A 13930-nucleotide genomic window follows, 5' to 3' on the forward strand; every position below is an offset into this window, starting at 1 on the left:
CGCTATTGGTGACGTGGCTTCCGCCTTTCCAAGCAGGGGTTCCACCTGCTAAGTTACTCAACCTAGGCTCGGTCGCTCCACAGAATACACTTATCTCTGATTAAAGTCTGAGTATGAACATCGAGCTGATATTAGGCTGAACCTGCGCCCGTTGCTGGCTTCAACTCTTTAATTCAAGTAGCTGATTGTATTTCCTGCAATAGAAAACGTATTGCTGACCGTAAAATGAGATTCTATTGTATTTCATACATTGGAATGTTGTGATTTGGCTGAAAAAAGGCCTTTTTTCAATATTCGATTGTACGGAATACAATAGAATCTATTTCGAAGCCTCTTCTACAGCATTCCATTGTACAAAATGCAGTTGCTATCGTTCCTGCGCCTTCACCGCCACCCAGCCGTCAATCAGATAAGCGCCGAAGAATCGGGATACGGCAGTGAACCCGGCCTCCTTCAACAACTCCTCTATCTCTTCAGCATGGAGCGGATGAGAGATTACGCCGAACGATTGCTCGAAGGTCTGCCACTGTTCCTCTGCGATCCCGTTCCCCAGCATATGCAGCCGCCAGCCTGCCATCTGAAGCTCCCATGCAGGAGTACCCGGCACCCCGCAGATGGCGGACAGGCAGAGCGGCGCACCCGGCTGAAGCCGCGCGGCAATGCTGCGAAGGAGCGCCAGCTTACTCTCCCTCCCCTGCACGAAATGAAGCACCAGCATACAGGTTGCGGCATCGTACGCTCTAGCACAGCTCCAGTCACTAATTTCCGTACGATGCAGCCGCACTCTATCCAGCAGACCCGGTTGACCCGCAGCCTCCAGCCGCTGCTTGGCAGCCTGAAGCATACTCTGCGAGGTGTCCAGGCCGTTGAAGCTCCAGTCCGGGTGGCTCAGGCCCAGCTTCAGTATCTCCTGTCCTCCGCCTGCTCCGACGATCAGTAGCTCCTGCTTCTCCCGCTTGTCCAGCCGCGCTGTCAACAGCGTATCCATCAAGTCATATTGCAGCGCGTACCCGGGGATTTTGCGGCTGATATTCTGTACATACTGATCTCCGTCTGCCTGCTCCCAAGAACTGGCTGCCCCGCTCATGCTGTCCTTCAATTACATCCCCTCCGAAAGTAATAATCGGTACATAACCACAACAGGTCATGTACCGATTATCAGGGACGGACGCGGAAACCGCCATCCCACATAGCTGGGATCTATAGCACTGGCCGCTCGTACCAATACCCCGGAATTCCCCGTTCCAGCCGCATCAGTGCCTCCAGATAATAATAATCGCCCCAGATCGTGTAATCATCCGGCGAGTCTCCCGATCTGGCCGAATACGCGCCGTGCTCCAGCAGACCCTCGGCCTGCTCGTTACCATGGGTCGAATAATGCTCTGCCAGTGCCCGCACGGCTGCCTCTCCCGCCTCTTGAAAGAATAGGCGCTCTGGATCATCCGTCTCCAGTTGCGCCGCAATCTCCAGCAGCCCGCAGGCAGCAATGGCTGAGGCTGAGCTGTCGCGCTTCGTTCCCGGTTCAACAGGAACGTCGAAATCCCAGTATGCGACCCCATCCTCCGGCAGATGAGCCACGAAGTAACGGCCCAGCCGCTTCGCTGTCTCCAGCATTTCCGGGCTTTTCAGATAACGGCTGATCAGGGCGAAGCCATAGATGCCCCAGGCCTGACCGCGCGTCCAGGTCGAGCCGTCCCTGTAGCCCTGATGTGTGCCGCCCCGTATGGCGTCTCCGGTCATCGGATCGAAATAGAAGGTATGGTAGCTGGAATCATCCCCGCGCACCAGGAAGCGGCGGGACTTCAGGGCATGAAGCTCGGCCACCCTCCGGTAGGCGTCATTGCCGGTCTGCTCATGCGCCCAGAGCAGCAGCGGCAGATTGAGCAGACAGTCGATAATGATCCGTCCGCCGTTGACGGCATCCCCCTCCCGGCCCCAAGCCTGGATCAAGCCGGGCCCTTCGCGCCAGCGCTTCATCAGCATATCCGCCGCCTCCAGCGTAAGCTGTCTGGCACCTTCATCCCTTTCTATGATCCACTGGGCCTTGGAAGACAAAGAGTACATGAAGCCGATATCATGATGATCGAAAATAATCTTCTGGTCCATACGGCGGCGGAAGCTCCGCACGGTGCTTAACGCCTGCTCGCGGTAGACCGGATCTTCACTATACTCAGAGCAAAGCCAGAGGATGCCGGACCAGAAGCCCGCCGTCCACTCCGTATTGTCATTGAGCGTATAATGCTCGTCCCCGGTACTCACATGGGGGAACCGATCCCCGAATCTTGTAATATTGCGTTTCGTTACGCGAAGTGCGTCCTCGATTGCCTGTTGCCACATATCAGTTACTCCTCCTTGTTATAGGTAATCTTGCTGGATCAGCCGATTGGCCTGTTTGTACTGGCCCGGAGTGATCCCCTCATATTTCTTGAACACGCGGATGAAGGAATTGCTGTTCAGGAAGCCTACACGCTCCGAGACCTCCTGCACATTCAATTCATCCGCCTCCAGAATCCGCTTGGCCTCTTCAATCCGATACTGGTTGATATAATCGATAACGTTGGTGCCGGTCTGTTCCTTGAAATACTTCGAGACATACGTAGGATGGAACCGGAAGCGTTCCGAGATGTGGGTCAGCCCCAGATTCACATCATTGTAGTTCTCATGAATGAATTCCAGGAGCTGCTCCTTCAGCTCGGTATTGTGGGAACGCTTGCGTTCATGCACCATCTGGCAGACCGTCTCCAGAATCTGCAGCAGCTCCGTCTCCATCTCCTCAAAGGTCTCACAGGCAAACAGCCGCCGGATCAGCTCATTGCGCCGGGTCAGCTCCTTCTGGTCATCGGTCTTGATCTGCTCCGTGGCCTTCAGCATGGTCCCGATCAGTTCGAACATCAGGCAGCGGGCCAGCTCAACGGATAAGGGCTCCCCGGCAAAATTGGTCATTAGAATCTCATTCATCACCTCGGTGGAACGGGCATAGTTGCCTGTGGCAATATAATTGACCAGTTGACGCTCCAGATCGAGCGGATAATACAGTTCTTCCTTGGGCTGCCGGATGCGGTCCTGGTCAATAATCTGGCCGATACCGAGAATCAGCCGGTATTCCAGCGCCTCCTCCGACTCCCGGAAGCAGGCGGAAATGTCTGCCAGAGAGATGTGAACACTGCTCACGCCAACGGAGAAATAGATCAGGAAGCGGGACTGGATGAAATGCTGCGCCTCCCCGGTCGCCCGGATCAGCTCCGGCACTGCGTCCGCCGCATTTCCCCGGAGATTGACCAGCAGCGCGATCCGCCCATCCATCTCTGCGGAATAAACCGGACCGGCCGGGCCCAGCAGCTCCTCCAGCACATTGGTCAGGATCAGATGGACGAACTGCCGCTTCCCCTCCTCATCCTCCGGGGCCCGTGTGCGGAACAGACCCTCATAATTCTCCAGGTGTACCAGCAGTACCGCGAAGGAATCACTCTCCCAAAAGAGACCCAGACGCTCCATCTCCCCGGCAAGCCCTTCTCCCGGCTGCACCCGCCCCTTCAGCAGCCTCGCCAGGAAGCTGCTGCGCACCATCGACTGCTGCTCCTTGAGCCGCGTGGCGAACTGGTCCTGCTCCTCCCAGGCCCGGGTCAGCACCGTCTGCAGGATGCCGAACTCATCATCCGGCTGCTCCAGCTTGCCCTTGACCTTATCGGAGATAATATCCATAATCCGGCCGAGCGGCCGGTAATTCCGGCGGGTGAACCACCAGGCGGCGATGCCGCCCAGCAGCAGAACAGCAGCCACACCGGCGAAGGTGATGCTGCGGATCACCATCAGCTTCTTGGCATAGATCCGGGTCGGAACGATAGAGACATACTGCCAATCCTCCACACTAGAGGATATTTGCGAGACCGTCACCGATTCCCCGTTCCAGTCGGCCGTGCCGGTCCGCCGTTCGCTGTCCTTATTCTGCTGCAAATATTGATGTATGGTGTAAGGGGTTTCAACCGTTCCTGTGGAGAAAAGCGTACGCCCGTCACGGTCCAGGATGAACACTATACTCTCCGGCTCCAGCCGCACATTGTTGATCGCCTGCTGGAACCGTTCCGGGTCGAGCATGACCACAAAGGTAGCCGGACTGTCCGGCGACACCTGAACCGGATACGGCTGAAGGTAGACCAAGGTCTCCTCTATGCGGAGGTCCTCGGTGAGGACTTTCATTTTGCGGAAGGCGCTCTGGTCTGACTCCTCCATCAGCCGGGTCCACTCCGGCCCGCTTACCCCGGTCCCCTCATAATAAATCTCATACAGCAGCTTCTTGGACACCAGCGAGGAGGAGGACAGCGCCACATCCGCCGACTTCACATAGATGTACAGCTCGCGGATGAGCCCGTTCCCGATGCGGATCGATTTGAGGTTCTTGATCAGGTCCAGCCCCATCAGCCGCCACCTGGCATCCTGCTCGGACGCATGATTAATGAAGCTGCTGAGCTGGGAATCGGCCATAAGCTGGCTGCTGATGCTGCTGATATCCTGGACCTGGCTGTCGATCGTCTCCTGCACCTGGGACAGCAGCACCATATTGGAGCGGTTCACCTCCTCCTTCAGCAGATTGCGGGATTCCGCAAATACAGCCGCCCCGATCGCAATGGGGATGAGCAGGATGACCAGATAAGAGAGGCTCCAGGACAGCAGGATGCTTTTCTTTTTCATGGAGCTCCTCCTCCTTGTTCATGATGTGGGTGCAATGCTGGTGCGGCTCCGGTCTATTCCTTGATTGCGCCGATCATGACGCCCTTCACAAAATACTTCTGCAAAAACGGATATATAAACAGAATCGGCAGCGTCGCCACCATCACAGTTGCGTACTTCACACTTTCACCGATCGCTTCCTTGTCGCCCATGGCGGCCGAGGTGGTCATCGAATCTGTGCTGTTCTGGATCAGAATCTCCCGCAGCACCAGCTGAAGCGGATACAAATCACGGTCGCGGATGTACAGGATGGCGCTGAACCAGGAATTCCAGTGGCCTACCCCGTAGAACAGAATCATGACCGCAATGACCGGCATCGATAAAGGGACCACAATCCGCCACAGGATGCGCATCTCCCCCGCCCCGTCAATTCTGGCCGATTCCAGCAGATTCTCGGAGATTCCCTGAAAGGCTGTACGCATAATGATCAGATTATAACTGCTGACCAGCCCCGGCACAATCAGTGCGAGCAGGTTATCCCCGAGGTGCAGGGTGTTGTTAATCAGCAGGTAGGTCGGTATAATCCCGCCATTGAAGAACATGGTGAACACAATGGCCAGCATGATCGGATTGCGCAGCATGAAGCTTTTGCGGGAGAGGGTATAGGCCCCCAGAATGGTAAAAAGCAAATTGAGCGCCGTACCCAGCACTACGATCACGAGTGTATTTCTGTAGCCGGAGAGAATGCTCGGATTACTGAGCACCAGCTTATAGCTGTCCAGGTTGAACCCGTCCGGCAGCAGCAGCAGCCCGCTATGGGCCATCAGGCGGTTGGAGTCGCTGAGCGAGGCATTCAGCACATGCCACAGCGGATACAAGGTGATGATAATGAGCAGGACCATGAGCAGCACGTTGAGGCTGTCAAACAGCTTTTCCCCTATCGTTCGTTTAATCGTCATGAGAATCCCCCACTTAGAACAGCTTATTGTCGGATACCGCCTTGGAGAGGCGGTTGGCGCCGATGAGCAGAATGAAATTGACCAGCGACTGGAACAGGCCGACGGCCGTCGTATAGCTGAACTCTGCACTCTCACTGATCCCTTTGCGGTAGACGAAGGTGGAGATGACGTCCGCTGTATCGTAGACGTTCGGATTATAGAGCAGGATGACCTTCTCGAAGCCGATCTCCATCAGCCCGCCTATGCGCAGAATCAGCAAAATGACAATCATCGGGATAATCCCCGGCAGGGTAATATGCCACACCCGGCGGAGCCGGCTGGCCCCGTCCACCATCGATGCGTCGTAGAGCTCGGGATTAATTCCGCTGAGCGCCGCCAGATAGATAATGGTCGAGAATCCAAGCTCCTGCCAGATGGAGGAGGCCGTATAGATCGTGCGGAAATTCCCCGGGTCACTCAGCAGCGCGCTGCTCTCCCCGCCGAAGAACGTAATGATCGAATTGAACAGCCCGTCACGGGAAGAGAAATCGACCACCATCCCGCAAATGACCACCAGAGAGATAAAGTGGGGGATATAAGAGACCGTCTGCACCGTGCGCTTGAACATCTCATGCCTCAGCTCATTAAGCAGCAGCGCCAGCAGGATCGGGGCCGGGAAACCGAATAACAGCTGGTAGAAGCTGAGGATCAGTGTGTTTTTGAGCACCCGCCAGAAATAATAGCTCTGAAAAAAATCACGGAAATGCTGCAGCCCTACCCACTCACTGCCCCAGATGCCTTTGCCGACGGTATACTCCTTGAAGGCAATGACCGCGCCATACATCGGCAGATACTTGAAGACCAGAAAATACAGAACCACGGGGAGCGCCATCCAGTAGATCACTTTGTTCTGCTTGTAATTCAGCCATACCAGGGATAACTTCCGGGTCACAAGTCTCCCTCCTTTCTTTTGGAGGACCTGCCTGCGGGGGCTAAAAGTCCGGTCTGCCGCTCCGCAGGTGGCCTTCATCCTGATCTATCTTGCATTGTAGCGGTCAACCGCCGCCTGCTGAATTTCAATCGCCCGCTTCACATTGAACTTGTTGATCTGGGCTGTGAACTTATCGAAGTTCTCCAGCGGCTCAGCGCCGATAACGAACTTGATGAACATTTCATCGCGGTAGGTGGTGATGTCGCTCATGATTTTGCTGTACTCACTGGATTCCTCGGTAGTCAGGCTGACCGGAGGAAGACCGACCTTGAGCGTATTGTCACTATATTTGGAAAAGAGCGTCACCGCATCCTTCTGCTGCTGGAACTGGTAATACTGCTCGTTGTACCGGTCGTCATCCTCCCCGACAAACGGATAGTTGGCAATGAAATGCTTCGCCATCGCCTGAACCACCGACAGTCCGTCCGGGTTCTTCAGAATCTCATCCGTATAGGTCGGATACCCGTCCTTCATGGTGTACGTCACGCCTTCTACGCCGAAGTTCTTCAGCATATGACCTTCTTCACTGAAGAAATAATCCAGCGCCTTCACAGTCTCCTCCGGGTGCTTGTTGCTCTTGGTGATCGTTGCTCCGGCACCGCTCCATTCCCAGGACCGGCCGGTGAACATCGGCTCATCGCCCTTGTTCACTACGGGGAACTGGACAGCCGTAAGGTTAGCCTCCGGCTCCTTCTCCTGTAGGGCGGGCAGATAACGTCCGATGCCGCCGCCGATGTAGGTGAAGAAGGCGCCGGCTTGGCCGCTCAGAATCTTGGCATCAAACGTCTTCTGATCATTGGTGGCGAAGTCCGGATCAATCAGCCCCTCCTGATACCAGTGGTGGAAGGTGGTCAGGAACTCCTTGAATTCCGGCTCGACCGGTCCGAACGCCACCTTGCCGTCCTTGAGGAAGATCGTATTCGTGATGCCGTAGGCCTCCAGGAAATTCGCAGCCGCCGGGCCCATCGTCGTCAGCTTGGGCGGAGCGCCGTACAGAAGCGGAGCGGAGACGCCCTTTTTCTCCTTGAAGGCCTTCAGCACCGTCTCCCACTCGGCAATCGTCTCCGGCTGCGGCAGCTTCAATTCATCCAGCCAGTCCTGGCGGATGAACATGCCGCCGAAGGTCTTGTACTTGCCCAGCCGCAGATGCGGGATAGCGTAGATGTCGCCGTTATCCGCTTTCAACTGCTTCGCCACCTCGGGATTCTCGTCCAGAATTTTTTTCAGGTTAGGCGCATACTGATCGATCAGGTCATTCAGCTTAATGATGCTGCCGTCCGTGTACAGCTTAGAATAATCGCCATAGACGAACATCACATCCGGCAGCTTATTGGAGGCCAGCATGACGTTGAACTGCTCCGTCTCTGCCCCGACCGCCGGATGCTGGAATTCCGTCTTAATGTTGGTCTTCTTCTCCCATTCCTTGATCGCCGTGATCTCACTCATATTCTTCAGCGTAATCGAGACATTTGTATTCAGCGACGCCCAGATTGAGATCGGTGTCGGCTCATCCGCCGCTGCTCCCTCTGTATTCTTGTTGCCGTCCGCGCCGCCTGAGCAGCCTGCCAATCCGCCTACCGCCAGCAGCAGGCTGGCACCCAGCAGCATCCGCCTTCTCCAAGATCTCTTCATTCTTCTCATCTCCCCCATCTGTTCGTAATCGATGTGCAGCTGCCGGAGGCGAACGAATCGACTCAATTCGTTTCGTTGCGCTTGCCGTCCTGCTGTGTCCGGCCCTCCCGCTCATCTAACTTAACGTGTCCGCCTCCGCTTTGACTATCTCCCATTCTTGCCGCGATATCGATATCTTGCTTACGGCTTGTCCATCACAGGAATTGTATATGGATGTTGAGAAATTGGGATTGATTCTGTGTAAACAAATTAAGGATTTTTTACGTTTTGGGATTGGTCGTGACTCCAGAGAAGTTTTGGACTTCCGGCCGCTGTTGTCCCCAGATTTCTTGATTTGAACCGCTGATCGCGGTAGAAATCCGGTGACTAGCTGATGCTTACGATGCTAGCTTTCCTACGGAAAGCTTTCAGGCGGACGCTCCCGCTCCTACAGTTCCAAATTCCCCTCCGCCACTTTTCCCTTAACTGTACAGTTAATTAACTTAACCCAGTCGGCCAGCCCTTGCAGGGGAGCCCATGTACCGCCCGCTTCCGGCGGATTCTAGTGTAGTAGTGCTACACATTCGCTCCCATTAGGCTATATCCGGCCCGCGCACCACCTCGCCAGCACATTGTAATCGGTTTTTCGATTACATTTGGTCTGCACGCCGCTCCCCGTCCCATTGTAATCGGTTTTTCGATTACATTTGGTCTGCACGCCGCTCCCACGTCGCATTGTAATCGGTTTTTCGATTACATTTGGCCCACACGCCGCTCCCCGTCCCATTGTAATCGGTTTTTCGATTACATTTGGCCTACACGCCGCTCCCCGTCCCATTGTAATCGGTTTTTCGATTACAATGAGCCCGCTTACCCTCGTGAAACCAAATGTGTTCGGTTTCTCGCCTACATTTGGTCACATGCCTCCGCATCACCACATTGTGTTCGGTTTTTCGTCTACATTTGGCCCGTCTACCTTCACCAGCACAAAAAAAGACACCGGTTAAGTGTCTTTAATCTTACTCCTATGGGATTCGCCCTGCTTTGCTTTGCCCTGCTTTGCCTTGCCTTGCCTCCCTTAGCCCCCCCGCTCAAGCCCGGGACAGCACCGACAGCACCGTCTCCAGCACCACATTCACGCCCATTTCACAATCCTCATAGGAGGTGAGCTCTTCCTCGCAATGGCTTTTCCCGTTCACACTTGGGACGAAAATCATCGCCGACGGCAGGAACCCGGCCACGAACTGGGCGTCATGCCCTGCGCCGCTGGCCAGCTTCCGGCTGCTGTAGCCCAGCTTCTGCGTTGCGTCAGCCACCAGCCCGCAGATGTCGGGATCGAACCATACCGTGTCGCGGCCCCACAGCTTCGTCTTCAATACGCTGCAATCCAGCACTTCCTCCGGCAAGCCGTGAATAATCGCCTCAACTTCACGGACCACATCCATGTCCTTATGTCTCGCTTCCACGGTGAAGATCACCTTGTTCGGAATAACGGTGTGGATATTCGGCAGCACGTTCATCCGCCCCATTGTATAGACCAGCTCAGGGTCCAGCACGGCCAGCTTGCGGCGCAGTTCCGTAATAATATCGGTAGCGGCAAACAGCGCATCCCGGCGCATATCCATCGGCGTAGTCCCGGCATGATCCGACTCCCCTGTCACTTCAATCTCATAGCAGACCATACCCACAACACAGTCAACCAGACCGATTTTAACGTTCTCCTTCTCCAGCACGGGGCCTTGCTCAATATGCAGCTCCAGATAAGCCGCCGCTTCCCTGATCCGATTCTCCGCCTCCCCGGCATACCCGCTGGCCTGGAGCGCATCTCCGAAGGTGATCCCCTCCGGGTCCTTCTTCTCCAGCATAGCCGCCTTATCGAACTTGCCGGACAAGACCCCAGAAGCCATCATGGACGGCTCGAAGCGCGCCCCCTCCTCATTGGTGAAGTTCATCACCGTGACAGGCAGCAGGGGCTTAATCCCGTGATCTACCAGGGTTCTCACCACCTCAAGGCCGGCAATCACTCCCAGCACACCGTCGAATCTGCCGCCCTTCTTCACAGTATCCAGATGTGAGCCGATCACTATCGGCGGCCCCTCTTCACTGCCAGCCAGAGTGGCATACATATTGCCCAGATCATCCACCTTCACGGTCATGCCCAGCTCTTCGCAGCAGGCGGTGAAATAGCCGCGCACCCGCACATCCTGCTCCGACAGCGACAGCCGGGTAACTCCGTTATGATCTGTCCGCCCGAAATCGGCAAAAGCCTCAATCGTATTCTTCAGCCGCCCACCGTTCACCAATAGTTGCTTAACCTGCATCGGCTTATTCCCCCGTTTCCGCTGATATGGAATGATTGCTATCCTTATATGTTAACGAATTCCACATGTTTGTCATTGTACATACTGTAAAAATTATAGGCTGGAGAATTTCCGTTATATGCTGGCACCTGCGGGGAAGTCTGTTAGAATATGAGACATCAGGATTACATATTGCAGGACGAGAGGGGTAAAAGCATGAACACTATTTTACGCAGCGGCCTGGCCGTGGCCGAGATCAGTTCACTCGGTGCTGAGCTGGTCAGCTTCAGAAGAACGGATACAGACACTGAATATATGTGGAACGGAGACGCCGCCTATTGGACAGGCCGTTCCCCGGTGCTGTTCCCGATGATCGGGGGAGCCGCAGGCGAAGCGGTCCGGGTAGACGGGCAGGCGTATCCGCTGGCCCGGCACGGCTTCGCCAGACGCAGCGAATTCACGCTGGTGGAGTCCAGCGATACACATGCCGTCTTCCGGCTCTCCCACAGCGCGGACACGCTGGCCAGCTACCCGTATCCGTTCCATCTGTATCTCACCTATACGCTGAACGGCAGCACGCTGGACATCGGCTACCGGGTGGAGAATCCCGGAGAAGAGGAGATGTTCTTCCAGCTCGGCACCCATCCGGCGTTCAACTGCCCGATTGGCGGAGAAGGCAGCTTCACCGACTATTACCTTGAATTCGAACAGCCGGAGCGCCTGGAGCGCTTGTTCCTGAATGAGAATGGCTTGATTACTCCAGGCCAGAGCGAGACTATGCTCGGCGGGGACAACAAGCTGCCGCTGAACCACGACATGTTCGCGCATGACGCCTTGGTCTTCCGCAATGTCCAGTCCAAATCGGTTGCCCTGAAAAGCAGACAGTCTGACAAGAGCGTAACAGTCGCCTTCACCAATTTCCCTGATCTCGGCATCTGGCAGCCGAAGAATGCACCGTTTGTGTGTATCGAGCCTTGGCATGGTGTGGCCGATATCGAAGGCTTCACCGGCGATATCCGGGAGAAGCAGAACGTCATCTCCCTGCCGCCGGGCAGCCAGTTTACCAGCGCGCTGGCGATTACATTTAACTAAATTTCAGCAGGTGAAGGCCGCAGTCACCCCGTGGTGCTGCGGCCTTTTTGCTGTGGAACAGCGGCTTCTCGTCAGGCAGTTCACCCCCCTCCTCAAGCGATAAGTACACTTTAGTAGTATATACAACCTTTTGACCCGGATAGTAAGATATTCACAAATCAAGTGACGCGTAGACCCGAATCAGAACCGGGAAAGGAAGTGACTGCTCGAGTGAAGCCAGAGATAAGTATTATTGTGCCTATCTACAACGTGGAATTGTACCTGAGGAAGTGTGTGGATTCGATATTGGCGCAGACCTTCCGCAGCTTTGAATTGATTCTGGTCAATGACGGATCACCCGATAAGTGCGGCGAGATATGCGAGTATTACAAGGAGCTGGACCCCCGTGTCGTAGTCATTCACAAGCAGAACGGCGGATTGTCCGATGCCCGGAACTATGGTATTGATGTGGCAAAGGGCCGGTATATCGGGTTCGTTGACAGCGATGACTGGATAGAACCGGACATGTATGAAGCCCTGCACGGACTCATCACCGCCCACAATGCAGATATCGCTGTATGCGGTCATTGCGAGGTACAGGATGATGTCAAGCTGGAAAAGTCCTTCACGCACCAGGTGCGTGTATACGATAATGCGCATGCCTTTGACAAGCTGCTGGAGGATACCGAGATCCAGAACCTGGCCTGGGATAAGCTGTATAAGGCCGAGCTGTTCAGCCAGGTGAGATATCCGGTTGGCCGATATTTTGAGGACATTTTTACCACCTATAAATTATTCCTCCAGGCGAACAAGACCGTCTCGCTGGACTCCCCCAAATACCTGTATCTGAAGCGAAGCGACAGCATCACCGGAGCGATGAACAACCGGAAATATTACGACCGCTTCTGTGCGGCGCTGGAGATCTACGAGACCATTCAGGATAAAAACTATCCGATCGCCAAAGAAATCTCGTTATCCCGGACCGTAACCGAGGGCATTGAGCTGTGCAACTTCCAGCTGATTACCGGCGAGACTGCAGTTAACAAGGAATATCTGGCCGAGCTGGGCGGGTTCCTGAGCAAGCATACCTCCGCGATCCTGCGCAACCGTATTATCCGCCGGGAGATGAAGACCGCAGCCCTGCTTATTCTGACCAGCTCCACGGTATACAAAATGCTGTATTATTCCAAACTCCGTTTGAAGGGAAGTAATATGATATGAGCCAAGCCCTTGAGAAAATCCTGCCGCTGTCTTTCCGCAATTATGTAAGCAATATTCCCGTCTATCAATATTATAAGGGCTATCTGAGCTACCGGAATGCATATAAAGACAAGACGAAAGCCATTTACGTCGTCGGCTCCCCCGAGCATGACAATCTGGGCGATCACGCCATCACTTATGCGCAGATGAATTTTTTGCGAAAAGCTTTTCCCGACTATACCCTGATTGAGATTGTCGCCAACCGGCTGATGCATAACATGAAGTGCCTGGAGGAATTCTGTTCGCCGGAGGATATCTTCGTGCTTCAGGGCGGGGGCAACTTCGGAATCGAGTATTTCCGCGAGGAAGAGGTGCGCCGCAAGATTATCTCCGAATTCCCAAATAACAAAATCATCGTCTTCCCGCAGACCATCTACTTCGGTGATACCGAGCTGGGCCGCGCGGAGTTCAAGAAAACACAGGACCTCTACGGTTCCCATAAGGACCTCACTCTGGTCGCCAGAGAGGCAACGTCGTACGAAATTATGAAAGCAGGTTTCAGAAACAACTCAGTGCTGTTAACGCCGGACATTGTCATGTCCCTGGATATCACTGATCCTCCCAAGGAGCGCCACGGTGCCCTTCTGTGCATTAGAGCCGATAAGGAGAGCATTTTCAGCGAGCAGGATAAAAAGGTCATCCAGGAGTACACCTCCAAGCACTACAGCACCACCACTTTCACGGATACCTGCATTCTCCGCCCTGTCTCCCTGGAAGACCGGGATCACGAGCTGAACACCTTATGGAATCAGTTCAAGGAGGCCGAGGTTGTGATTACGGACCGGCTGCACGGGATGATTTTTGCAGCGATTACGTCCACACCTTGTATTGCACTGGGGAACTATAATTATAAGGTCGTAGGCAGCTACGAATGGATCAAGCATCTGGGCTATGTGAAATTCACGAACGATGTGAAGCAAATCCCGGCTTTGCTGGAAGAACTGAAGACGATCCAGCGCCCCCGGTACAATAATGAGTTCTCGGTCCAGCATTACAGCCAAATCATTGAATCCATGGCAAGCAGCAGCGCTAGAGAACCTGCTTCGTCTATCGTTACCGCTTAAGATAAGCACAAGACACTCTCTGTAGCG

Annotated in this window: 10 protein-coding genes; 3 read left to right on the forward strand and 7 right to left on the reverse strand. The window is 54.7% G+C overall.

Translation table 11 applies throughout. The features are described from left to right. Nucleotides 1–367 precede the first annotated feature (367 nt). The 7 genes from J2Z70_RS31075 to J2Z70_RS31105 all read right to left on the reverse strand — a co-directional run bounded on the left by J2Z70_RS31075 (nt 368) and on the right by J2Z70_RS31105 (nt 10529). Entirely contained in the window at nt 368–1099 is a 732-nt protein-coding gene (locus tag J2Z70_RS31075) for a class I SAM-dependent methyltransferase (protein ID WP_245368659.1), read from the reverse strand. A 101-nt stretch (nt 1100–1200) separates the two neighbouring features. Then, the gene (locus J2Z70_RS31080; protein ID WP_209879311.1) at nt 1201–2337 is read right to left on the reverse strand and encodes a glycoside hydrolase family 88 protein; all 1137 of its coding nucleotides are present in this window, start codon (nt 2335–2337) and stop codon (nt 1201–1203) included. An 18-nt stretch (nt 2338–2355) separates the two neighbouring features. Beyond that, nucleotides 2356–4689, reverse strand: a complete 2334-nt coding sequence (locus J2Z70_RS31085; RefSeq protein ID WP_209879313.1) for a helix-turn-helix domain-containing protein — start codon at nt 4687–4689, stop codon at nt 2356–2358. 53 nt (nt 4690–4742) lie between these two features. Continuing rightward, nucleotides 4743–5627, reverse strand: a complete 885-nt coding sequence (locus J2Z70_RS31090; protein ID WP_209879315.1) for a carbohydrate ABC transporter permease — start codon at nt 5625–5627, stop codon at nt 4743–4745. Nucleotides 5628–5640: 13 nt separating this feature from the next. Further along, nucleotides 5641–6498: an ABC transporter permease gene (locus J2Z70_RS31095; protein WP_245368663.1), complete on the reverse strand. Its 858-nt coding sequence runs from the start codon at nt 6496–6498 to the stop codon at nt 5641–5643. 144 nt (nt 6499–6642) lie between these two features. Continuing rightward, nucleotides 6643–8229 carry an extracellular solute-binding protein gene (locus J2Z70_RS31100; RefSeq protein ID WP_209879319.1) on the reverse strand — a complete coding sequence of 529 codons (1587 nt, stop codon included), beginning with the start codon at nt 8227–8229 and terminating at the stop codon, nt 6643–6645. A gap of 1070 nt (nt 8230–9299) precedes the next feature. Beyond that, entirely contained in the window at nt 9300–10529 is a 1230-nt protein-coding gene (locus J2Z70_RS31105; protein ID WP_209879322.1) for a Zn-dependent hydrolase, read from the reverse strand. Between the two features lie 195 nt (nt 10530–10724). Between J2Z70_RS31105 and J2Z70_RS31110 the strand changes: the two genes are divergently transcribed. The 3 genes from J2Z70_RS31110 to J2Z70_RS31120 all read left to right on the forward strand — a co-directional run bounded on the left by J2Z70_RS31110 (nt 10725) and on the right by J2Z70_RS31120 (nt 13903). Continuing rightward, nucleotides 10725–11600: an aldose 1-epimerase family protein gene (locus tag J2Z70_RS31110; RefSeq protein WP_036726386.1), complete on the forward strand. Its 876-nt coding sequence runs from the start codon at nt 10725–10727 to the stop codon at nt 11598–11600. Nucleotides 11601–11810: 210 nt separating this feature from the next. Continuing rightward, nucleotides 11811–12800: a glycosyltransferase family 2 protein gene (locus tag J2Z70_RS31115; protein ID WP_209879324.1), complete on the forward strand. Its 990-nt coding sequence runs from the start codon at nt 11811–11813 to the stop codon at nt 12798–12800. Continuing rightward, nucleotides 12797–13903 (forward strand): polysaccharide pyruvyl transferase family protein, encoded by a 1107-nt coding sequence (locus tag J2Z70_RS31120; protein ID WP_209879326.1) that lies wholly within the window; start codon nt 12797–12799, stop codon nt 13901–13903. Before J2Z70_RS31115 ends, J2Z70_RS31120 begins: the two co-directional genes overlap by 4 nt. The last annotated feature ends 27 nt before the right edge of the window (nt 13904–13930 follow it).

The organism is Paenibacillus silagei (genome assembly GCF_017874735.1).
Lineage (GTDB): Bacteria > Bacillota > Bacilli > Paenibacillales > Paenibacillaceae > Paenibacillus_AQ > Paenibacillus_AQ silagei.

Bases quoted from the DNA above. Each gene is read 5' to 3' on its own strand.
- J2Z70_RS31080 (WP_209879311.1), bottom strand. From the start codon at position 2,337: ATGTGGCAACAGGCAATCGAGGACGCACTTCGCGTAACGAAACGCAAT.
- J2Z70_RS31085 (WP_209879313.1), bottom strand. From the start codon at position 4,689: ATGAAAAAGAAAAGCATCCTGCTGTCCTGGAGCCTCTCTTATCTGGTC.
- J2Z70_RS31090 (WP_209879315.1), bottom strand. From the start codon at position 5,627: ATGACGATTAAACGAACGATAGGGGAAAAGCTGTTTGACAGCCTCAAC.
- J2Z70_RS31095 (WP_245368663.1), bottom strand. From the start codon at position 6,498: ATGGCGCTCCCCGTGGTTCTGTATTTTCTGGTCTTCAAGTATCTGCCG.
- J2Z70_RS31100 (WP_209879319.1), bottom strand. From the start codon at position 8,229: ATGAAGAGATCTTGGAGAAGGCGGATGCTGCTGGGTGCCAGCCTGCTG.
- J2Z70_RS31105 (WP_209879322.1), bottom strand. From the start codon at position 10,529: ATGCAGGTTAAGCAACTATTGGTGAACGGTGGGCGGCTGAAGAATACG.
- J2Z70_RS31110 (WP_036726386.1), top strand. From the start codon at position 10,725: ATGAACACTATTTTACGCAGCGGCCTGGCCGTGGCCGAGATCAGTTCA.
- J2Z70_RS31120 (WP_209879326.1), top strand. From the start codon at position 12,797: ATGAGCCAAGCCCTTGAGAAAATCCTGCCGCTGTCTTTCCGCAATTAT.